This window comes from Achromobacter sp. FW305-C-28, from assembly GCF_058783235.1.
This window is the reverse complement of sequence record NZ_JBYSYL010000001.1, coordinates 146,286-164,477: the sequence shown is the minus strand read 5'-3', so window position 1 is coordinate 164,477 and position 18,192 is coordinate 146,286. Positions and strand designations below refer to the sequence as shown.

Here is an 18,192-nt window from a genome sequence, read left to right as displayed (position 1 = left end):
AGCGCGGCCGTGGCCAGTGGGTCCCGCGAGGAAAAGCTCAGCGACCTTTCAGGCAGCTGCCGCAGATGCCGTACAGCACCATCGCGTGGCTTTCCAGCGCGAAGCCGTTGTCCTTGGCGATCTTTTGCTGGCGCTTTTCGATGTCCGGGTCCGAGAACTCGACCACCTTGCCGCAGTTCGTGCAGATGAGGTGATCGTGGTGATCGCCGTCGTTGAGCTCGAACACGGCCTTGCCGCTGTCGAACTGGCTGCGGGCAAGGATGCCGGCCTGTTCGAACTGGGTCAGCACGCGGTAGACGGTAGCCAGGCCGATTTCGACGTTTTCGCCGATGAGGGCCCGGTAGACGTCTTCAGCGCTGAGGTGGCGCTGGTCGGACTTACGGAAGATATCAAGAATTTTCAGGCGGGGAAACGTCGCCTTCAAACCCATGTTTTTCAGTTCGCTTTGGTCGCTCATGGTGTAATCGCTCTCCGTCCGCGTTGGCATGGGCAAGGATACCGGGTAACCGCGAGCCGGCCCCACCAGAATTCCTGCCGCCCCGCAGAACTATCCTTATGAAACCTTTATGATAACGGTTTTGTCTGCTTCCAAATAATAGGGGCGCGTAGTGTCCATGATTGCACGAATTCCTTCCCGCTCGCTCAAGACCGGATTGGCCATCGCCGCCCTGGCCGTCGCCCTCGCGGGTTGCTCGGGAAACAAATGGGGCTTCCCCTATAAGGCAGGCGTCCAGCAAGGCAACTGGATCACCCAGGAGCAGGTTGCCCTGCTGCAGCCCGGCATGACGCGCGAGCAAGTGCGCTTCGCCCTGGGCAGCCCCACGCTGACCAGCGTGCTGCACGCCAACCGCTGGGACTACCCCTACTACTTCAAGCCCGGCTATGGCGAGGCCCAAGAGCGCAAGTTCACGGTCTGGTTCGAAAACGACCGCCTGACGCGCTGGGAAGGCGACAAGCAGCCTGACCTGCAACCGTACCAGCTGAACACGCCCAACGCCGTCGCCGACGAAAAAGCCGACAAGCGCCTGAGCGAAGACGAAGCCCGGATCAAGCAGGAACAAGAGCAGAAGAAGCGTGACGCTGCTGCCCCCGTCAGCCCCATGAACCAATACCCCGGCCAGCCCGGCAACTCGCCCGAGCCGCTGCGCTAACCCCCAAGGATTCACCACATGCGTATTGCAATCGCCGGCGCCAGCGGCCGTATGGGCCAGATGCTGATCGACGCCGTCCTGAAGGCCGACGGCCTGCAACTGGCCGTCGCGCTGGACCGCAAGGGCTCGAACGCCCTGGGCCAGGACGCAGGCGCCCCGCTGGGCCAAACCACCGGCGTCGCCATCACCGACGACCTGAACGCCCTGGCCAACGCCGACTGCCTGATCGACTTCACGCGCCCCGAAGGCACGCTGGAACACCTGCAAGCCTGCGCCAGGCTGGGCGTGAAGGCCGTCATCGGCACCACCGGCTTTGACGACAACGGCCGCGCCGCTATCGAAGTGGCCGCGCAGAAAACCGCCATCGTGTTCGCCCCCAACATGAGCGTCGGCGTCAACGCCACGCTCAAGCTGCTGGACATGGCCGCGCGCATCCTGAATTCCGGCTACGACGTCGAAGTCTTCGAAGCGCACCATCGCAACAAGGTCGACGCGCCTTCCGGCACCGCGCTCAAGATGGGCGAAACCATCGCGTCCGCCTGGGATGTCGCCCTGCCCGACGTCGCCACCTGGAGCCGCCACGGCGACACCGGCGTGCGCAAGCCCGGCACCATCGGCTTCTCGGTGCTGCGCGGCGGCGACATCGTCGGCGACCACACCGTGTCGTTCTGCGGCATCGGCGAACGCATCGAAATCACCCACAAGTCGGCCAGCCGCGCCACCTACGCCGAGGGCGCGCTGCGCGCCGCGCGCTTCCTGCAAGGCAAGCACAACGGCCTGTACGACATGCAGGCCGTGCTGGGGCTCTGAGCCGGGCAGCGCTTGGAGGGGGCCAGGCATTGCCGGCCCTATAAAAAAAGGACCCTCGGGTCCTTTTTTTCGTCGGTGGAGAGGCTACCGCTGCCGCGCAGCGTGCCGCCCCGCTTACACCACCACGGGCTCAGGCTCCAGCAACACGCCAAAACGCGCAACGACGTCTGCCTGGATAGCGCGCGCCAAGGCCATGATGTCGGCCGCCGTGGCCCCGCCCCGGTTCACCAGCACCAACGCCTGTCGATCGTGCACGCCGGCCGCGCCCAGGCTGCGGCCCTTCCAGCCGCACTGGTCGATCAACCAGCCGGCCGCCAGCTTGTAGCGCCCGTCCGGCTGCGGATACGACACCAATCCCGGGTGTTCGCCTGCCAGCGCGTCGCGCTGCGCGGCCGAGACGATCGGATTCTTGAAGAAGCTGCCGGCATTGCCGGTGACCGCGGGATCAGGCAGCTTGGCGCGCCGGATTTCGCAGACGGCCTCGAAGATATCGTGCGCCGTCGGCGAACCCTGGGCCAACCGCGGATGACGCTGCAGGTCCGGATACCCCAGCACCGGCTGCCACGGTCGCGGCAGGCGCAAGCGCACCGACACGATCACCCAGTTGCCCGGCGGTTGATGCTTGAACACGCTGTCGCGGTAGGCATAGCGGCAATCCGCCGCGCTCATCTCGACATAGCGGCCGGCACGCACATCCCAGGCGGTCAGACTGTCGAACCGGTCGGCCAGCTCGACGCCATAGGCGCCGATGTTCTGCACGGGCGCCGCGCCCACCGTGCCGGGGATCAAGGCCAGGTTCTCCAGGCCGTCCCACCCCTGCCGCACACACTCGGCCACGAAGCCATGCCAAGTCTCGCCGCCCGCGGCCTCCACCAGCCAGGCATCTGGCGTGGCCCGCAACAGGCGCACTCCGCGCAACGCCACCCGCGCCACCAGCCCCGGCACGGACTGCGGCAACACCAGGTTGCTGCCGCCGCCCAGCACCAGCAGCGGGCCGCTGCGGGCTGCCAATGCGGAAAGCGCCGGTAATTGGGCAGCGTCTTCCACGGACACGTAAGCCTCGGCCGTTGCGGCCAGGCCCAGCGTATTCAGGGCGGAAAGGTCCTGTTGCCGGGGTACCAGCACAGGCGCCGTAGCGGGAGAATTTGACATGGATACTACTGGCTATGCTATATTTTTGGTCTTCGCTCATATTACTTGATTGAGCTTGGCAGGACGGCTCAGCCGATATCGCCAAGGTCATTGCGATCCGCCAGCGCCAGTGGCAACCCCAACGGCCAGCACGATCCCAAAAATTCATGTAGAATGCGCGCCTTCTGATCGATAACCAAGTTGATCGGGCAACTACCCCGGAACGGTAACCGCAAGGGCACCCGCCAGGCAGTTGGCAATAAAAAATGGTTTGCACGCCGCAAGGCAACCCGCGTCAAGCTGGGCACTGCGAACCCATGCGGGAGTAGCTCAGTTGGTAGAGCGCAACCTTGCCAAGGTTGAGGTCGCGAGTTCGAGACTCGTCTCCCGCTCCAGATTTTGATGCGCAGCGCGCCAACCGCCGCTGCGTAAATTGACGAAAGGGCCTGCGGGCCCTTTTTTCATTGGTGCGCGCATCGCAACCCACGTCGTCGCCCACGCTTGCCCCCCCGCCGCTTTCAGAACTTTCCTAGTCTTTTTCACATCCCGCTCGTCTAGAGTCGCGGGATGAACGGAATATCCCTCAAAGTGTCTCGCTGCCCGGCAGGTGAAAGCCGCGCACGACGCACGCTCCCGACCAGCCCGCGCGCGCGCCCGCGCCGCAAGGCCCTCGAATGAAACGCGGCGTCTTCCTCTTCTGGGGTGGCATGGATGCGCTATATGCCATCCACTTCATCGCATCGAACATCCATCGCGGACGCGTCCCGATCTACGCGGACCTGGTCGAGTTCCATCAGCTGCATCACTCGCCAGCATTCCAGACGCTGGTATTTGGCCTGTCCGTCCTGCTCACGCTCTCCATCGCGGCTTCGGCCATCCTGTTCCTGCGCGGCAATCGCTACGCACCGCGCCTGGCATACGCCCAAGTGCCGCTACGGCTGCTGCTGGCAGTGCCTTCGCTGTCATTCATTCCCCTGTTGCTGCCGCTCTCGGCCACCCCCAGCCTGGCGCTGAACCTCACCTTGTTGCTGGGCTCGGAGGCGCTGAAGGTCTTGACGCTGTACTGGGCCAAAGCGGGCGACAGGGTTGCGGCCAATGCCGGATAGCGCATCCCGCTCAACGCCCCGTTCGGGGATATCATCTAGGCGCTCCACCCTTTCTTTTCTTTCTACGTTTGCATGCGCTTCGGGCAATGCGTCCTATGGCGTAAGCCCCGACCGCTGACCGAATGAACCCTGCTACGTCTGACTCCCTGGCGCAAGCCGTCTGCGCCGCGCACGGCTTGCCGGCCAATCCGCCCGAAGACCACGTGGCGGTGGCCATCTCGACCCTGGGGCAGATGCCCGTCTATGGCACGCGTATCGTCCTGCCGGAAAACGGCACGGTCAGCTGGTTCGTTCACTGCGGCGACTATTCCGATGCGGATGATTTCTATCAGCCTGTCCACACGGCACACCTGGCGGACATGCTGCCCCTGATCGTCCGCTACCTGCACCTGCCGCCCGGAGCGAAATTCATCGTAGATGACCAGGGTTACGAAGACGTGTGGATGGCGCCATGACCCCATGGACGCATTGGACTGACGCCTCGCGTTGAAGCGCGTCGTACATCCCTGGAGAGCGTCATGGCGATATATTTCAATCTAGCGATCGATTGCGGCCCGAACGAACGCGTGGCCTCGGCCGTCATGGCGCACTTCCATGATCTTGTGATCGAACTGCCCGGCAACCCGCCCGCCGTCTGCTCGGCAAGCCATAGTCACCAGCGGGGTCTGTGGTTTGTCGAGGTGTGGCCACTGGGAATGGGTTACGGCATCCCTTCGACGCTGCCGTCACGGCCCGAGCTATGCGATGCCCGTCCGTTGGACATGATCAGCCGCGCGCTCTATGCGCGCCTTCAGGCGCTTTCAGAATATCGTCGCGCGGTTTTTGGCGCCGAAGTCTACGACCTTCTGGCATCCGCTACTGCCGCAGAAGATAACGACCTGGATTATGTGGGGCTGGTCTTTTCTCAAGCCGCGTTCCCTGATGTGCCTGCCGGGTGCGCGATCGAGCCGTTCGCGCCCGGTTACGCCCGGATCACCGAGGTCCGCCGCTGACGGCGCCACGCATCAGCACGGCAACCGCCACCGAGGCCAGCAAGGCCAGCACCGCCGCCGCCAGGAATGCGCTCGAGAAGCCCCGGCCGTAACTGTGGTGGGCGAGGCTGACCAGCGTTTCGCCCAGTGCATGGGGGTACAGCGCCTTGGCGCGCTCCAGGTCACCCGCAACAACGTCATCGGCGAACCCTGCCTGGAGCGGAATTCCAGCACGCAGCATGCCCGCCTGGATCGCCGACCGGACTGCGCTGGCCAGCACGGCCCCCAGGCTGGCAAACCCCAAGAGGATGCCCGAAAACCTGGCGGTGGTGCTGATGCCCGACGCCATGCCTGCACGATGACGCGGCACGGTGCCCATGATGGCTTTGGTCGTTTCGCCGTTGAGCAGCCCGCCCCCGCTGCCAAGCAGCGCCATGGAGGCCACCAGCAACCATTCGCTGTGCTGCGTCGCGGCCACCATCATGGCCAGGTTTCCCGCGCCCACGATGGCCAGGCCGAGCACCAGGATCTGGGGCGATTTCAAATACCTCGACAGCCGACGGCCGATTTGCGGAAACGCCAGCATGGCGAGCGCGAAGGGCAGCATCCCCAGCCCGGCCATCAAGGCGGTCTGCCCTTTTGCATTCTGCAGGAACAGGGGCAGCAGCGACGCCATGACCTGCGCCGAGGCCGCATAGGCGAACATGGCAATCACAGCGCCCAGAAACGCCGGAGCAGCGAAGAGCGACAGATCGAGCATCGGATGCGGCTTGCGGCGCTCGACCCCGCAGAACGCCAGGAACAGTGCGGCACCCGCGACAAGACGAACGACGAACGCCTGGCTGGTCCAGCCGTGCCCGGGGCCGACGATAAGCGCCCAGGTGAGCGCAAACATGCCGCACGCAAATAGCAGAATGCCGGCGAAGTCCAGCGGGCGAGGCGTGGGGTCCTTCGATTCATCCACGATCCTGGCGACCGCCAGCGCCAGGGCCGCACAGATCGGCACGTTGATATGGAATGCCCAGCGCCATCCCAGGGCCGCGCTGACCGCGCCGCCCAGCAAGGGCGACAGGACCATGGTCAGGCCCATGATGCCGCCCCACACCGCCCAGGCGCGCGCCCGCTCGTGCTCTTCGTGGAAAGCATGGCCGATGATCGCCAGCGCGGGCGCCAGCAGAAACGCCGCGCCGACCCCCTGCGCGCCGCGCGCCACGTACAACGCCGTGGCGGTGGGCGCCAGGCCGCAGGCCAGCGATGCCAATGCGAACAGGCAGAGGCCGATCTGGAAGACACGTTTCCTGCCATAGCGATCTGCGACGGACCCGGCAGGCAGGAGCAGCGCGGCAAAACAGAGCACGTAGGTACTGATGACCCACTCGATCTGCGCGAAAGACGCGTTCAGGTCGCGTGCGATGGCAGGCAGGACGATGCCGACGACATTGGTGTCGAGCACGGTCATGGCACACCCCAGGGACCCGACCAGCAGCACGGCGGTTCCACGGTTGATCGAGGCAGAGGCGGCGGTGATTGAACTCATGGTCGGCACTTTTTTCGTTTTGTGCGCCAGGGACTGTTGCGGCAGCCCCAGCCGTATGGACGCCCCGGAGAGCACGTTGAAGGATCTGCGGCCATTGGAGCACCGGCCAAGCATTCCATTCAATAGAACAAAAATTCATCTTTATTAGCTTTAAACTAATTCAAGCCGAGCGAAGGGTGGTCCACCCCAAGGCCTTCATGGCCACGTTGCCCGGCGGCATTGAAAGGAAACAGGAAATGGAGCTGAGACATCTGCGCTACTTCATTGCGGTTGCAGAGCAGCTGCATTTCGCCCGCGCCGCGGAACTGCTGGATATCTCGCCGCCCACGCTGACCGTGCAGATCAAGGAACTGGAGACCAGCCTGCAAGCCCGCCTGTTCAATCGCACCAAGCGGTCCGTGACCCTGACGTCAGCCGGAGAAACCTTTCTGCAGGAAAGCCGCGCGGTCATCGAACGGATGGAGCTGGCAGTGAACGCAGGCCGACGGGCCGGCCGCGGCGAGATCGGCCGAGTCGACATCGGCTATGTCGGCTCGGCGGCGTTTGCCGGTGTCTTGCAAGCACAGGTGCGCGGCTATCGCGCCGCGTGGCCGGACGTGCAGGTCCAGGTCAGCGAATTGCCCATGGACGAGATGCCGGCGCTGCTGGAAGCGGGCAAGGTGGATGTGGCGTTCGTACGCCTGCCGGTGGCCCTGCCGACAGCGCTGTCCAGCCACGTCGTCAGCCGCGACCACTTTTGCGTGGCGTTGCCGGCCGAACACCCCCTGGCCCATGGGCAAGAACCCCTGCCGCCCAGAAAGCTCGCGGCAGAGACCTTCATCGTGCCTGAGCAGGATCTGGGCCTGCGAGAAGTCGCGCATCGGGGCAAGTTCACGCCCCTCATCGGCGCGGTACCGGGCAGCCTGCTGTCCGTGCTGACCCACGTATCCCTGGGCACGGGCGTCGCCATCGTGCCCAACCTGCTTGAAGACGTGATTGCGCTGCCCAACGTGGTCTATCGGCCTATCTCGGGGCCACCGATTGCGTCCGAGGTCGCTGCCGTGTTTCGAAAATACGAACGGGCCCCGGCGGTCGTGCAGATGATCAAGCAATTGCGGCAAGCCTCGCCATCGGATCGCCAGCCCGACCGCCGCGCATGAAAAACGTCGCCCGGCGAATGGCGGCGTGCCCCTCTTTGCAGGGCGGCATTACCGCGCCGCGAAATGCCCCGCGATCTGCTCCTGGGCGCGCTGTCTTGCCGCCTCCAGCGCCTGGCCGCCCATGGCGGTGCCTTCCACCGAAAAGAAGGTCAGGCGCTTCAGGCCGATCGTAGCCAGGGCCACTTTCAGGTAAGGCGTCAGGAAGTCGGGCTGTCGCGCATCCGGCCCAGAGAACAATCCGCCCGACGAGGCCGCGACATACACCGGCCGGTCGGCCAGCACGCCGACCTTGCCCTCGCGCGTGACGCTGAAGGTGCTGCGCACTCGCACCACATGGTCGATCCATACTTTCAGCGCCGACGGCACGGTGTAGTTGTGCATGGGCGTGGCGATGACGACGTAGTCGGCTTCGGACAGCGACTGGATCAACTGGTCGGACTGGCGCAACGAACCGCGGCCGCAGACCTCGGCATCCGGATCGGCGGGCGAACCCAAGGCGCAGGCGTAGTCCACGTCCACGTGGGGCAGCAGGTTGGCATCGATTTCGACGATGTCACGCCCTCGCACGGGATCGTGCCGCGCCAGTTGATCGACGACGATCCGGGACAGGCGATGGCTCTCTGATTCCACGCCACGCGGGCTGCAAGTCAAACGCAGGATACTCATGCTGCCTGGCCTCCCAGCACTTTCGAAAAACGCATGGCGCCGGTCAACAGGCCCTGGCGGAAATAGAAGCGCTGCGCCAGGGCGTTGGCCAGGCCGGTGTCCAGCACCAGCTTGGCGCACCCGGCCTCGCGGGCGATGCCTTCCAGCGCCTGCAGCAGGCGCGCGCCGTGGTGGCCACCGCGGCTGCGCTCGGTGGTCACCAGGTCGTCCACATACAGGAAACGGCCGTAGATCAGGTTTTCCTGGTAGCGGTAGCCTGCCAGCGCCACCGGCTCGCCGCCTTCCCAGACGGCCAGCAGCGCATAGTTTTCGGCACGCATGCGGGCAACGCGGGCGGCAAAATCAGACTCGTCGGCCAGGTGCGGACGCAGTTCCTGCATGACGGGAAAAGCAGCGCGCAGCTCGTCGGCGGTTTCTATGTGGCGGATGTTGGGGTCGCTCATGTGTTGGTAGTCCTAACCTGGCAGTCTTGCCGTGAATCGGGCCTGCGGCCGGAACCGACCGAAGCAGACACCATGCTAGTCAGCCCATGCCATAATTTGAAGAACCATAAATTGAACTTTGGACTAGGCCATGACGCGGTCTCCCATTGATAGCCTTCCGCCCGCCGCCGCCAGTGACGAACCGCTGTACCGCCAGATCTACGACCGGTTCCGCGGGGCCATTGCGCAGGGCATGCTCAAGCCCGGCGACCGGATTCCGTCGGCTCGGGCGCTGGCCAAGGACCTGGGCGTGGCCCGCGGCACGATCGAGATGGCCTACTCGCTGCTGCACGCCGAAGGCTATGTGCAGCCTCGCGGGCAGGCCGGGACCGTGGTGACACCGGGATTGCAGGCACACACCGTGACCAAGCCGGCGCCCGCCCCGGTCAAGCCGGACCCTGACACCTGGCGCCACCCGCCGTCGGTACTGCCCTTCCAGATGGGACTGCCTGCGCTGGATGCATTTCCACGTAAGATCTGGGCGCGACTGGGCGCCCGCCACCTGCGCGCCACGCAGGCGGCCGATCTGTCATATCCGCCGGCCGACGGGCTGCCCGCGCTGCGTACGGCAATCGCCGCCCACCTGCAGGTGGCGCGCGGCATCCATTGCACGCCCTCGCAAGTGTTCATCACCTCCGGCTATCGCGAAAGCCTAAACCTGGTGATCCAGGCATTGCTTCAACCGGGCCAGCAAGTGTGGGTCGAAGATCCGGGCTACCCGCCCACGCGCGAACTGCTGATCCACGCCGGCCTGGAACTGGCCCCGATCGAGGTGGATGCCGAGGGCATCATGGTCGCGCGCGGCATCGAACAAGCGCCACGGGCCAGTGCCGCGGTCGTGACGCCCGCCCACCAAAGCCCGCTGAGCGTGACCTTGTCGCTGACCCGCCGCCAGGCGCTGCTGGAGTGGGCCGAACGCAACCAGCGCTGGATCGTGGAAGACGACTACGACGGCGAATACCGCTACATCAGCCGGCCGCTGCCGGCGCTGAAAAGCCTGGATCGCCATGGCCGTGTGCTGTACGCGGGCACTTTCAGCAAGGTCATGTTTCCCGGCATCCGCTTGGCCTACCTGGTTGTTCCCGAAGCCCAGATCAGGCGTTTCGAGGACGTCAATCGCGTGCTTGGCAATGGCATCCCCGGCCTGACCCAGGCGCTGGTCTGTGCGTTCATGAACGAGGGTCATTTCGCACGGCATATCCAACGCATGCGGCGGCTGTATTCCGAGCGCCGCGAGGCCACGGCAGCGGGATTGTCCAAGGTGTTCGGCCCGGACATGCCCATCAATCCGCAACCGGGCGGCATGCATCTGCTGGTCAGGATGCAGGGACACCACACCGACCGACCGCTGGCCCGCCGCATGGTCGAGAACGGCATCTATGCGCACGCGCTGTCGCGCTGGTCGACGGCCGCGCCCTGCGGCTCGGGACTGTTGATGAGCTTTACCAACATCGAATCGCAGGAACGGGCCGAGCAGCTTGGCCGCAGGATTCTTGCGCTGATGTGAACAAGGCCTGCCCCGACGGGCAGGCCTTGGCAGACCACGATACGGACCAACGCCCGCCGCGCCTCAGTTCAACCCGGCCTTGTCCAGGCCGAACGCGGCATCCGCCGAGCCGGGCTCGGTGCGAAAGGCAACGTTCAAGCGATTCCAGCCGTTGATGCCCACGACCAGGAAGGTCAGGTCCGAGATTTCCGCTTCGGACAACTGGCTGCGGACCTGTTCATAGACCGCGTCGGACACGCCGTGCGGATGCAGCACGGTCAGGGCTTCGGTCCATTCCAGCGCGGCGCGTTCGCGTGCGCTGAACAGGGGGGATTCGCGCCAGATGGCGATATGGTGCAGGCGCAGTTCGCGCTCGCCGCCGATCTTGGCCTGCTTGACGTGCATGTCCAGGCAGAAGCCGCAGCCATTGATCTGCGAGGCGCGGATGGTCACCAGGTCATTGAATTCCTCGATGACGGCCTTCTTTTTCAGGGAGGCGCTGAAGTCCAGGTAGTGCTTGGACAGTTCGGCGGACACCTCGAAGTAATTCAAACGCTGGCTCATTTCACTCGTACCTTTCTTCAATGGGTTGCGGACGACACCGCGTACCGACATAGTGCAACGCGGCCGCCTGGCGAAAAAGCGCCAAGAAGCGCAATTTGGCCTGGGCCATGATGCGCGCGCCCTTCATTGACCCTTGGCGGATTTGATGTATACTCTCGCCTCTTCAAAGCAGTACCGCAGTGCCCAGCGCGGGAGTAGCTCAGTTGGTAGAGCGCAACCTTGCCAAGGTTGAGGTCGCGAGTTCGAGACTCGTCTCCCGCTCCAACACTTACGCAGCAGGCCGGTTTCATTTCGGCGGCGACGTTGTTGGAAGATCCGGTTTCCGGCTCACGCATCGGCACATTTCGGAAAACTGTGTATAATCGCTGTCTTTGGTGGACACGGCCTTTTTTTAGAAAGCCCCGCCAAGACAAGTGAAGTAAGGCTTGAAAACAAGCCCAGCGGTACCCAAGCGGGAGTAGCTCAGTTGGTAGAGCGCAACCTTGCCAAGGTTGAGGTCGCGAGTTCGAGACTCGTCTCCCGCTCCAAATACAAAAAGGAAGCACCGGCCAACACCGAGCTTCCTTTTTTCTTGCAGTACTGGCGCAATGGCAGAGTGGTTATGCAGCGGATTGCAAATCCGTGTACGTCGGTTCGATTCCGGCTTGCGCCTCCAGTAACTCCCCTCCTGCAATACCCCCCCTGCATCTCGTTACCCATCCCTACGCCCGGTCAATCGATTGGTTGCTAAGGTGACGCCGTTTTCATTGAACGACGAAGCCATGCCCCACAATCAGAAAAACCATACCCTGCGGCGCGCGCCCTCTACCCTGCTCGCCTTGTCCGCGGCGACGTTGATGACGCTGGCGCCGCTGGCGGCCGAGGCGGACTCCGACCGCCATCACCACCGCCATAAGCACGGCCATGGCCGCGGCGAGTATAAAGAGAAGTACTGGGACGGCGCCTGTGAGGTCGAGCGCAAATGGAAGCGCAATGGCGACTACCGCGAAAAGCGCAAGTGCCGCGACGACTACCGTTACGGCTACGGCGCGCCGCAACCGGTCATGGTACCGATGCCGGCGCCCGCCATTGTCATCAACCCGCCGCCCATCATCATCCGCCCCTGACCATGGACCCTTCGGTGAAAGACGCCATCGCCCGCTGGCCCGACGTGCCGGCGGTGTTCGGCTGGCTGTCGCTGGACGCACGCGGACGCTGGCGCCTGCATCCGCAAGGCCAGGCCGCGCAAGGCGGCCCGGGCGAGTCCATCACCAACGCGCAGATCCTGGGCTTCATCAACCGCAATTACGAACACGACGAGGCCGGTCGCTGGTTCTTCCAGAACGGCCCGCAGCGCGTGTACTTGCGACTGGATGCAGCGCCCTACGTGCTCCGATTGAGCGATGACAGCCGCACACTGGTGACGCACACCGATGCCGCAGTGGATACCGTCAGCGGCTGGTGGCTGGACGACAGCGGCCAGCTCTATGCCATGACCCCGCTGGGGCCGGGCATCGTGCTGGACCGCGACCTGCCTGCCCTGCTGGACCGGCTGACGACCGAAAAAGACGCGCCGCTGCTGGACGCCCTGGACGGTTTGACTTCCGGGCAAGCCATCGGCGTCAAGCTCCCGAATGCCTATCCGGCTGCGCCGCTGCGCCTGATCGATCAGCGCGATCTGGCCGCCACGTTCGGCTTTCAAACGAACCCCGTCGACGAGGCCGCTCCAGGCCGCGGCGAGTAAGGCAGGTGCCGCCAACGGCTCTCGCGGCGAGCCGCCTCAGAACATGCCGTTGGTATTGGCCGATTGCTCGGGAATCGGCTGGACCGCATCCCAGTGCTCGACGATCTTGCCTTTTTCCAGACGGAAGATGTCGATAATGGCGTTGCCGCGCGAGCCGGGCTCACGCACCGCATGCACGTGCAGGATCACGTAGTCGCCGTCGGTGAAGACGCGCTTGATCTCGCTTTTCGACTGCGGGTATTTGTCGCGCAGGAAGGCGACGAATTTACGAAAGCCCTCGGGCCCGTCGGCCGCGTTGGGGTTGTGCTGCACATAGCGGTCACCGACGTATTTCAGGGCGGCGTCCGCATCCTTTTGGTTCAGGCCCTTTTCGTAGAAGGCCAGCACGGCCTCTTTGTTGGCGGCTTCCTGCTCGGGCGAGGCGTACGCCACGGACGACAAAGCGGCGGCAATCAGGGCAGCGCCAAGAGCGCGTTTCATGAACGTCATGGAATCTCCAGATAAAAAATACCGGGGCGGCCGGACCATTCTAGGAGCCGGCCGCCCCGGGGGCGACGTCCAATCCGGTAGACAGACTGATGCGCGAGGCGATCAGCCGCGACCGCTCTTGACCAATGCGAACTTGCCATCGCCCAGCAGCGCCAGCACGGCGGCCGCGACCGACAGGAAGATCGGGTATTCCCAACCGCCGTTCGGATTGCTGAAGCCCCAGCCGTTGCCGAAGTGGACGGTGGACGCCACGAACAGCTGCACGGTGGCGATGACGGCGATCCAGCGCGGCACCACGCCCAGGATCAACAGCACGCCGGCGCCGATTTCAAAGAAGGTCACCGGATAGGCCAGCCAGCCGGCAAAGCCGATCTTGGCAAAGAACTGCGCGGTGCCCGGCAGGGTGAACACCAGCAGCTTGGTCAGGCCATGGGCCAGGAACATCACGCCCAGCGCGATGCGGAGCAAAAGCGCGGCATAAGGCGCGGTACGGGTATCGATCATTGCACTCTCCGTGAGCGAATCGCCCAGGACGGGAAGATTCTTCATGGCCGCTATTCTTGCGATTCCAAAAACAAAGATAAACATGCAAAATCGCAACTTATTGTTCCCCGATTGGTAACAATACCGGACACGCCATGGACACTCACACCGCGATGCAGACCTACGCCCGGGTCGTCGAACTGGGCTCTTTCGCGGCCGCCGCGGACAAGATGGGCCAGGCCCGTTCCGTGGTCACGCGGCAGATTGCCTACCTGGAAGAAAAGTATGGCGTGCGGCTGCTGAATCGCACCACCCGCAAGCTCAGCATGACCGACGCGGGCCGCGCCTTCTATGAGCGCGTGCGGCCGATACTGGCGGAAGTGGCCGACCTGGAACTGTCGCTGCAGGCCGAAGGCCAGGCGCCCAGCGGCCGCCTGCGGGTCAGCGCGCCGGTGTCGTTCGGCATCCTGCACCTGGGGCCGGCCATCGCCGAATACCTGCTGCGCTACCCGAACGTCGTGATCGACCTGGACCTGAACGACCGCGTGGTGGACCTGGTCGAAGACGGCTACGACGTGGCGGTGCGCATCGGGCCGCTGCAGGATTCGTCGCTGGTGGCACGGCCATTGGCAGCGCAGCAGCTGCTGGTGTGCGCGGCGCCCGCCTACCTGGAACGCCACGGCGTCCCGCAGACGCCCGACGACCTGAAGCAGCACCGCTGCCTGCACTATGCCTATGCCAGCACGGGCAACGAATGGCATTTCGAGAAAGACGGCATCACCCACCTGGTACGGGTCAATGCAGCCTTGCGGGCCAATAACGGCGACGTGCTGCGCACCGCCGCGCTGGCCGGCCACGGCGTGATCCTGCAGCCGGAGTTCCTGGTGGGCGACGATGTGCGTGCGGGCCGGCTGGTGGCGCTGCTGCAGGATTACGGCCACACCCCGATCTCCATGTATGCCGTGTACCCCCACCGGCGCTTCCTGTCGCCCAAGGTGCGTTCGTTCGTCGAACACCTGGACGAACGCTTCGGCAGCCGGACCCCGGCGCCCCCGGCCCGGCGCGCCAGCCGGCGCCGCAGCCGGTAGAATCGACCCCATGACCGCCAAATCGCCCCTCGAATACTTCCCCGCGCCCCGCCGTGCGAATTTCTGCAGCCAATGCGGCTCGCCCGTGAACCGCCGGGTGCCCGAGGGCGACAACCGCGAACGCGACATCTGCGACCACTGCGGCGCCATCCATTACCAGAACCCCCGCCTGGTGGTGGGCACGGTGCCGGTGCTGGACAATCGCGTGCTGCTGTGCCGCCGCGCCATCGAGCCGCGCTACAACACCTGGACGCTGCCGGCCGGCTTCATGGAACTGGGCGAAAGCACGGCACAGGGCGCCGGCCGCGAAACACTGGAAGAATCCGGCGCGCGCATCCGGCTGGGCGAGATCTACACCATCATCGACGTGCCGCAGATCGAGCAGGTGCACGTCTTCTACCTGGCCGAGGTGCTGGGCCCCGAGCTGGATCCCGGCCCGGAAAGCCTGGAAGCCCGCTTCTACGACGAGGCCGACATTCCCTGGGACGACCTGGCGTTTCGCACCGTGGCCACCACGCTGCAGCGCTATTTCGAGGACCGCAAGCGCGGCACGTTCGGCCCTCACCACTACACCCTCGAATCGCACCGTTGAAGCTGCCCTGGCTTGCTGCAGACACGCCGTTTCCGCCGGCCGAATTCGCGCTGACGGATCCGGATGGCCTGTTGGCGGCCGGCGCCGACCTGACCACCGACCGGCTGATCCAGGCCTATTCCAACGGCATCTTCCCCTGGTATTCCGAAGGCGAACCCATTCTGTGGTGGAGCCCGAATCCGCGCATGGTGCTGGCATGCAAGGACTTCGCCCCTTCGCATTCGCTGCGCAAGCTGCTGCGCCAGGTCGCCAGCCAGGAAATCGCTCCGGCCCCGCGCATCGAAGTACGGGTCGACACGGCGTTTGCCGACGTGATGGCGGCATGCGCCGCGCCGCGTGACGGCCAGCCGGGCACCTGGATCACCGCCGCCATGCGCCAGGCCTATCGCGCCTGGCACGAAGCCGGCTATGTCCACAGCATCGAGACCTGGATCGACGGCGAATTGGCCGGCGGCCTGTATGGCATCAGCCTGGGCCGCATGTTCTTCGGCGAATCGATGTTCACGCGCGTGCCCAATGCGTCAAAGATCGCGCTGGCCTACCTGGTGCGCTATGTGACGGCCCAGGGCGTGCAGTGGATCGATTGCCAGCAGCAGACCCGCCACCTGGCCAGCCTGGGCGCCAAGCCCGTGCCGCGCTCCCGTTTCCTGGCGCATGTGCGCGCCGCGACCGCCGCCCCCGCCATCGCCTGGGCGCCCGGCCGCCTGGACAGCGCCGGCCGGCTGATTCCCCTGGCGGCGGGCGCCAGCCGCCAGGGCACCGCTGCGGACTATCCCCAAGCTGGCGCCTGACGCCACATCGGCGTCCGGGTTAGGCGTTAATATGTACCCATCCCGTCACGGACTTGGCGCCGCACGCCGGGACCCAAGATGAGCCAGCTTAAAGAATTACCCTTCTCCACGCTGCAGTTCTACGCGACCGCCCCCTACCCTTGCAGCTACCTGCCAGGACGCCAGGCACGGTCGCAGGTCGCCGCGCCCGGCCACCTGATCAACGCCGGCACGTATTCCCAACTGGTGGAACAAGGCTTTCGCCGCAGCGGCCTGTTCACCTACCGCCCGCATTGCGACAACTGCCACGCCTGTGTGCCGGTGCGGGTCGACACCGCCGGCTTCGCCCCCAACCGCAGCCAGCGGCGCGCGTGGCGCGACCACCGCAACCTGCAATCGTTCGTGGCGGAACTGGCCTGGTCGCCTGAACACTACCGGCTGTACACGCGCTACCAGCAGGGCCGCCACCCCGGCGGCGGCATGGACGAAGACAGCCGCACCCAATACGCGCAATTCCTGCTGACCAGCCGCGTCAATACCCGGCTGGTCGAATTCCGCGATCCCGGCGGCATCCTGATGATGGTGTCCATCATCGACGTGCTGGACGACGGCCTGTCATCGGTCTACACCTTCTACGACCCCGACGTGCCGGGCAGCCTGGGCACCTACAGCATCCTGTGGCAGATCGAACAATGCCGCACGCTGAACCTGCCATGGCTGTACCTGGGCTACTGGATCGAAGACAGCCGCAAGATGTCATACAAGGCCAGCTTCCACCCCGCCCAGTACCTGATCGACGGCAGTTGGCGTGAAGCCCCTGCGCCGACCACGCCCCCGCCTGCCGATCCGGCCTGACCCCAGCCGGTGGCGCCAGGGGCGGCCAAAGACGCTTTACAATCCCGCTCCATGTCGATCCTCTTCCACGCCTATCCCCTGGCCCGCCCGGCGCTATTCGCCATGGACGCGGAAACCGCTCACGAAGTCACCCTGTCGGGACTGCAACGGGCCTACGATTGCGGCGCCACGCGCAAGCTGCTGCACGCGCAGCCCAAGGCGCCCTGCACCCTGATGGGCATGCAACTGGCCAACCCGATCGGCCTGGCTGCGGGGCTGGACAAGAACGGCGCGTATATCGACGCGCTGGGCAACCTGGGATTCGGCTTCGTGGAAGTGGGTACGGTGACCCCGCGCGCGCAACCCGGCAACCCCAAGCCGCGCATGTTCCGGCTGCCGCGCGCCAATGCGCTGATCAACCGCCTGGGTTTCAACAACCAGGGCCTGGATGCCTTCCTGGCCAATGTGCAGCGCAGCCAGTGGCGCAAACAAGGCGGCATCCTGGGGCTGAACATCGGCAAGAACGCCGATACCCCGATCGAACACGCCGCGGACGACTACCTGATCGGCCTGGCGGGCGTGTACCCGCATGCCGACTACGTGACAGTGAACATTTCGTCGCCCAACACCAAGAACCTGCGCGCATTGCAAGGCGGCGACGAGCTGTCTGCCCTGCTGGCGCTGCTGGCGGACAAGCGCCGGGCGCTGGAAGACCAATACCAGCGCCGTGTGCCGATGGCCGTAAAGATCGCCCCCGACCTGACCACCGAACAGATCGACGCCATCGCCGATGCCCTGCCCCGGCACGGCATCGACGGGGTGATCGCCACCAACACGACGCTGTCGCGCGAGGCTGTCACGGGCATGGCGCATGCCGAAGAAGCCGGCGGCCTGTCGGGCGCACCGGTGCATGAATTGTCGCTGGCGGTGATCCGCCGCCTGAAGGAGCGCCTGGGCGACAGCCTGGCGATCATCGGCGTGGGCGGGGTGCTGTCGGGCCGCCAGGCCCAGGAGAAAATGCAGGCTGGCGCCGATGCGGTACAGCTGTATACGGGCCTGATCTACCGTGGCCCCGCCCTGGTGGGCGAATGCGTGCGCGCCGTCGCGCGCCCCTGAAGACAGGCAGAAACGCAGGCAAAAAAAGAGGCCACCCGAAGGGTGGCCCTAATT

22 protein-coding genes and 4 tRNA genes are annotated in these 18,192 nt (G+C 65.0%); 18 read left to right on the top strand and 8 right to left on the bottom strand.

The window, feature by feature from the left end; genetic code table 11:
• Positions 1 to 37: 37 nt before the first annotated feature.
• Positions 38 to 457 carry a ferric iron uptake transcriptional regulator gene (gene fur, locus AC3WMR_RS00785; RefSeq protein WP_006223539.1) on the bottom strand — a complete coding sequence of 140 codons (420 nt, stop codon included), beginning with the start codon at positions 455 to 457 and terminating at the stop codon, positions 38 to 40.
• Positions 458 to 614: 157 nt separating this feature from the next.
• On the opposite strand from fur, the gene AC3WMR_RS00780 reads away from it, so the two are divergent.
• Positions 615 to 1,151 carry an outer membrane protein assembly factor BamE gene (locus AC3WMR_RS00780; protein ID WP_492262281.1) on the top strand — a complete coding sequence of 179 codons (537 nt, stop codon included), beginning with the start codon at positions 615 to 617 and terminating at the stop codon, positions 1,149 to 1,151.
• An 18-nt stretch (positions 1,152 to 1,169) separates the two neighbouring features.
• Positions 1,170 to 1,961 (top strand): 4-hydroxy-tetrahydrodipicolinate reductase, encoded by a 792-nt coding sequence (gene dapB / locus AC3WMR_RS00775; RefSeq protein ID WP_492262280.1) that lies wholly within the window; start codon positions 1,170 to 1,172, stop codon positions 1,959 to 1,961.
• Between the two features lie 114 nt (positions 1,962 to 2,075).
• Here dapB and murB read toward each other — a convergent pair whose 3' ends face one another.
• A complete protein-coding gene (gene murB, locus AC3WMR_RS00770) occupies positions 2,076 to 3,113 on the bottom strand; it encodes a UDP-N-acetylmuramate dehydrogenase (RefSeq protein ID WP_492262279.1) in 1,038 nt (345 codons plus the stop codon).
• A gap of 298 nt (positions 3,114 to 3,411) precedes the next feature.
• Here murB and AC3WMR_RS00765 point away from each other — a divergent pair.
• The 4 genes from AC3WMR_RS00765 to AC3WMR_RS00750 all read left to right on the top strand — a co-directional run bounded on the left by AC3WMR_RS00765 (position 3,412) and on the right by AC3WMR_RS00750 (position 5,190).
• Positions 3,412 to 3,487 (top strand) — tRNA-Gly (locus AC3WMR_RS00765).
• A gap of 279 nt (positions 3,488 to 3,766) precedes the next feature.
• Positions 3,767 to 4,198 carry a hypothetical protein gene (locus tag AC3WMR_RS00760; RefSeq protein WP_492262278.1) on the top strand — a complete coding sequence of 144 codons (432 nt, stop codon included), beginning with the start codon at positions 3,767 to 3,769 and terminating at the stop codon, positions 4,196 to 4,198.
• A gap of 122 nt (positions 4,199 to 4,320) precedes the next feature.
• Positions 4,321 to 4,653 carry an immunity protein Imm33 domain-containing protein gene (locus tag AC3WMR_RS00755; protein ID WP_492262277.1) on the top strand — a complete coding sequence of 111 codons (333 nt, stop codon included), beginning with the start codon at positions 4,321 to 4,323 and terminating at the stop codon, positions 4,651 to 4,653.
• 63 nt (positions 4,654 to 4,716) lie between these two features.
• Positions 4,717 to 5,190, top strand: a complete 474-nt coding sequence (locus AC3WMR_RS00750; RefSeq protein ID WP_492262276.1) for a hypothetical protein — start codon at positions 4,717 to 4,719, stop codon at positions 5,188 to 5,190.
• Here AC3WMR_RS00750 and AC3WMR_RS00745 read toward each other — a convergent pair.
• Positions 5,171 to 6,628, bottom strand: coding sequence for an MFS transporter (locus AC3WMR_RS00745; protein WP_492262275.1), 1,458 nt, complete (start codon positions 6,626 to 6,628; stop codon positions 5,171 to 5,173). The genes AC3WMR_RS00750 and AC3WMR_RS00745 overlap by 20 nt on opposite strands.
• 314 nt (positions 6,629 to 6,942) lie before the next feature.
• Between AC3WMR_RS00745 and AC3WMR_RS00740 the strand changes: the two genes are divergently transcribed.
• Positions 6,943 to 7,845, top strand: a complete 903-nt coding sequence (locus AC3WMR_RS00740) for a LysR substrate-binding domain-containing protein (RefSeq protein ID WP_492262274.1) — start codon at positions 6,943 to 6,945, stop codon at positions 7,843 to 7,845.
• A gap of 48 nt (positions 7,846 to 7,893) precedes the next feature.
• Here the strand turns inward: AC3WMR_RS00740 and AC3WMR_RS00735 are convergent, their stop codons facing one another.
• Positions 7,894 to 8,511 (bottom strand): FMN-dependent NADH-azoreductase, encoded by a 618-nt coding sequence (locus AC3WMR_RS00735; protein ID WP_492262273.1) that lies wholly within the window; start codon positions 8,509 to 8,511, stop codon positions 7,894 to 7,896.
• On the bottom strand, positions 8,508 to 8,954 hold the full coding sequence (locus tag AC3WMR_RS00730; RefSeq protein WP_492262272.1) for a GNAT family N-acetyltransferase: 447 nt from the start codon (positions 8,952 to 8,954) through the stop codon (positions 8,508 to 8,510). The genes AC3WMR_RS00735 and AC3WMR_RS00730 overlap by 4 nt, the downstream gene beginning before the upstream one ends.
• 130 nt (positions 8,955 to 9,084) lie before the next feature.
• On the opposite strand from AC3WMR_RS00730, the gene pdxR reads away from it, so the two are divergent.
• Positions 9,085 to 10,500: a MocR-like pyridoxine biosynthesis transcription factor PdxR gene (gene pdxR, locus AC3WMR_RS00725; RefSeq protein WP_492262271.1), complete on the top strand. Its 1,416-nt coding sequence runs from the start codon at positions 9,085 to 9,087 to the stop codon at positions 10,498 to 10,500.
• A gap of 63 nt (positions 10,501 to 10,563) precedes the next feature.
• Here pdxR and AC3WMR_RS00720 read toward each other — a convergent pair whose 3' ends face one another.
• Positions 10,564 to 11,043 carry a carboxymuconolactone decarboxylase family protein gene (locus AC3WMR_RS00720; RefSeq protein WP_492262270.1) on the bottom strand — a complete coding sequence of 160 codons (480 nt, stop codon included), beginning with the start codon at positions 11,041 to 11,043 and terminating at the stop codon, positions 10,564 to 10,566.
• Between the two features lie 188 nt (positions 11,044 to 11,231).
• On the opposite strand from AC3WMR_RS00720, the gene AC3WMR_RS00715 reads away from it, so the two are divergent.
• The 5 genes from AC3WMR_RS00715 to AC3WMR_RS00695 all read left to right on the top strand — a co-directional run bounded on the left by AC3WMR_RS00715 (position 11,232) and on the right by AC3WMR_RS00695 (position 12,766).
• Positions 11,232 to 11,307, top strand: a tRNA-Gly gene (locus AC3WMR_RS00715).
• Positions 11,308 to 11,494: 187 nt separating this feature from the next.
• Positions 11,495 to 11,570: transfer RNA gene (locus tag AC3WMR_RS00710), tRNA-Gly, on the top strand.
• Positions 11,571 to 11,624: 54 nt separating this feature from the next.
• Positions 11,625 to 11,698: transfer RNA gene (locus tag AC3WMR_RS00705), tRNA-Cys, on the top strand.
• Positions 11,699 to 11,804: 106 nt separating this feature from the next.
• A complete protein-coding gene (locus AC3WMR_RS00700) occupies positions 11,805 to 12,149 on the top strand; it encodes a hypothetical protein (protein ID WP_492262856.1) in 345 nt (114 codons plus the stop codon).
• 2 nt (positions 12,150 to 12,151) lie between these two features.
• Positions 12,152 to 12,766: a DUF2946 family protein gene (locus AC3WMR_RS00695; RefSeq protein ID WP_492262269.1), complete on the top strand. Its 615-nt coding sequence runs from the start codon at positions 12,152 to 12,154 to the stop codon at positions 12,764 to 12,766.
• Between the two features lie 36 nt (positions 12,767 to 12,802).
• On the opposite strand, the gene AC3WMR_RS00690 is transcribed toward AC3WMR_RS00695, so the two are convergent.
• Both AC3WMR_RS00690 and AC3WMR_RS00685 read right to left on the bottom strand, forming a co-directional pair.
• Complete coding sequence (locus AC3WMR_RS00690) at positions 12,803 to 13,246, bottom strand: nuclear transport factor 2 family protein (RefSeq protein ID WP_492262855.1); 444 nt, start codon at positions 13,244 to 13,246, stop codon at positions 12,803 to 12,805.
• Between the two features lie 111 nt (positions 13,247 to 13,357).
• Positions 13,358 to 13,759, bottom strand: coding sequence for a DoxX family protein (locus AC3WMR_RS00685; protein ID WP_175191110.1), 402 nt, complete (start codon positions 13,757 to 13,759; stop codon positions 13,358 to 13,360).
• A gap of 134 nt (positions 13,760 to 13,893) precedes the next feature.
• On the opposite strand from AC3WMR_RS00685, the gene AC3WMR_RS00680 reads away from it, so the two are divergent.
• From AC3WMR_RS00680 to AC3WMR_RS00660, 5 genes are all read left to right on the top strand, one after another.
• Entirely contained in the window at positions 13,894 to 14,826 is a 933-nt protein-coding gene (locus AC3WMR_RS00680; protein ID WP_492262268.1) for a LysR family transcriptional regulator, read from the top strand.
• 10 nt (positions 14,827 to 14,836) lie between these two features.
• Positions 14,837 to 15,418 (top strand): NUDIX hydrolase, encoded by a 582-nt coding sequence (locus tag AC3WMR_RS00675; RefSeq protein ID WP_006393199.1) that lies wholly within the window; start codon positions 14,837 to 14,839, stop codon positions 15,416 to 15,418.
• Positions 15,415 to 16,209, top strand: a complete 795-nt coding sequence (gene aat, locus AC3WMR_RS00670; RefSeq protein ID WP_492262267.1) for a leucyl/phenylalanyl-tRNA--protein transferase — start codon at positions 15,415 to 15,417, stop codon at positions 16,207 to 16,209. The genes AC3WMR_RS00675 and aat overlap by 4 nt, the downstream gene beginning before the upstream one ends.
• A 78-nt stretch (positions 16,210 to 16,287) precedes the next feature.
• A complete protein-coding gene (locus AC3WMR_RS00665) occupies positions 16,288 to 17,043 on the top strand; it encodes an arginyltransferase (protein ID WP_492262266.1) in 756 nt (251 codons plus the stop codon).
• Positions 17,044 to 17,094: 51 nt separating this feature from the next.
• Positions 17,095 to 18,138, top strand: coding sequence for a quinone-dependent dihydroorotate dehydrogenase (locus tag AC3WMR_RS00660; protein ID WP_492262265.1), 1,044 nt, complete (start codon positions 17,095 to 17,097; stop codon positions 18,136 to 18,138).
• Positions 18,139 to 18,192 lie beyond the last annotated feature (54 nt).

What these genes read in the sequence shown, in the direction of transcription:
- fur (WP_006223539.1), bottom strand. Translation starts at nt 457, where the DNA reads ATGAGCGACCAAAGCGAACTGAAAAACATGGGTTTGAAGGCGACGTTT.
- AC3WMR_RS00780 (WP_492262281.1), top strand. Translation starts at nt 615, where the DNA reads ATGATTGCACGAATTCCTTCCCGCTCGCTCAAGACCGGATTGGCCATC.
- dapB (WP_492262280.1), top strand. Translation starts at nt 1,170, where the DNA reads ATGCGTATTGCAATCGCCGGCGCCAGCGGCCGTATGGGCCAGATGCTG.
- murB (WP_492262279.1), bottom strand. Translation starts at nt 3,113, where the DNA reads ATGTCAAATTCTCCCGCTACGGCGCCTGTGCTGGTACCCCGGCAACAG.
- AC3WMR_RS00760 (WP_492262278.1), top strand. Translation starts at nt 3,767, where the DNA reads ATGAAACGCGGCGTCTTCCTCTTCTGGGGTGGCATGGATGCGCTATAT.
- AC3WMR_RS00755 (WP_492262277.1), top strand. Translation starts at nt 4,321, where the DNA reads ATGAACCCTGCTACGTCTGACTCCCTGGCGCAAGCCGTCTGCGCCGCG.
- AC3WMR_RS00750 (WP_492262276.1), top strand. Translation starts at nt 4,717, where the DNA reads ATGGCGATATATTTCAATCTAGCGATCGATTGCGGCCCGAACGAACGC.
- AC3WMR_RS00745 (WP_492262275.1), bottom strand. Translation starts at nt 6,628, where the DNA reads ATGACCGTGCTCGACACCAATGTCGTCGGCATCGTCCTGCCTGCCATC.
- AC3WMR_RS00740 (WP_492262274.1), top strand. Translation starts at nt 6,943, where the DNA reads ATGGAGCTGAGACATCTGCGCTACTTCATTGCGGTTGCAGAGCAGCTG.
- AC3WMR_RS00735 (WP_492262273.1), bottom strand. Translation starts at nt 8,511, where the DNA reads ATGAGTATCCTGCGTTTGACTTGCAGCCCGCGTGGCGTGGAATCAGAG.
- AC3WMR_RS00730 (WP_492262272.1), bottom strand. Translation starts at nt 8,954, where the DNA reads ATGAGCGACCCCAACATCCGCCACATAGAAACCGCCGACGAGCTGCGC.
- pdxR (WP_492262271.1), top strand. Translation starts at nt 9,085, where the DNA reads ATGACGCGGTCTCCCATTGATAGCCTTCCGCCCGCCGCCGCCAGTGAC.
- AC3WMR_RS00720 (WP_492262270.1), bottom strand. Translation starts at nt 11,043, where the DNA reads ATGAGCCAGCGTTTGAATTACTTCGAGGTGTCCGCCGAACTGTCCAAG.
- AC3WMR_RS00700 (WP_492262856.1), top strand. Translation starts at nt 11,805, where the DNA reads ATGCCCCACAATCAGAAAAACCATACCCTGCGGCGCGCGCCCTCTACC.
- AC3WMR_RS00695 (WP_492262269.1), top strand. Translation starts at nt 12,152, where the DNA reads ATGGACCCTTCGGTGAAAGACGCCATCGCCCGCTGGCCCGACGTGCCG.
- AC3WMR_RS00690 (WP_492262855.1), bottom strand. Translation starts at nt 13,246, where the DNA reads ATGAAACGCGCTCTTGGCGCTGCCCTGATTGCCGCCGCTTTGTCGTCC.
- AC3WMR_RS00685 (WP_175191110.1), bottom strand. Translation starts at nt 13,759, where the DNA reads ATGATCGATACCCGTACCGCGCCTTATGCCGCGCTTTTGCTCCGCATC.
- AC3WMR_RS00680 (WP_492262268.1), top strand. Translation starts at nt 13,894, where the DNA reads ATGGACACTCACACCGCGATGCAGACCTACGCCCGGGTCGTCGAACTG.
- AC3WMR_RS00675 (WP_006393199.1), top strand. Translation starts at nt 14,837, where the DNA reads ATGACCGCCAAATCGCCCCTCGAATACTTCCCCGCGCCCCGCCGTGCG.
- AC3WMR_RS00665 (WP_492262266.1), top strand. Translation starts at nt 16,288, where the DNA reads ATGAGCCAGCTTAAAGAATTACCCTTCTCCACGCTGCAGTTCTACGCG.
- AC3WMR_RS00660 (WP_492262265.1), top strand. Translation starts at nt 17,095, where the DNA reads ATGTCGATCCTCTTCCACGCCTATCCCCTGGCCCGCCCGGCGCTATTC.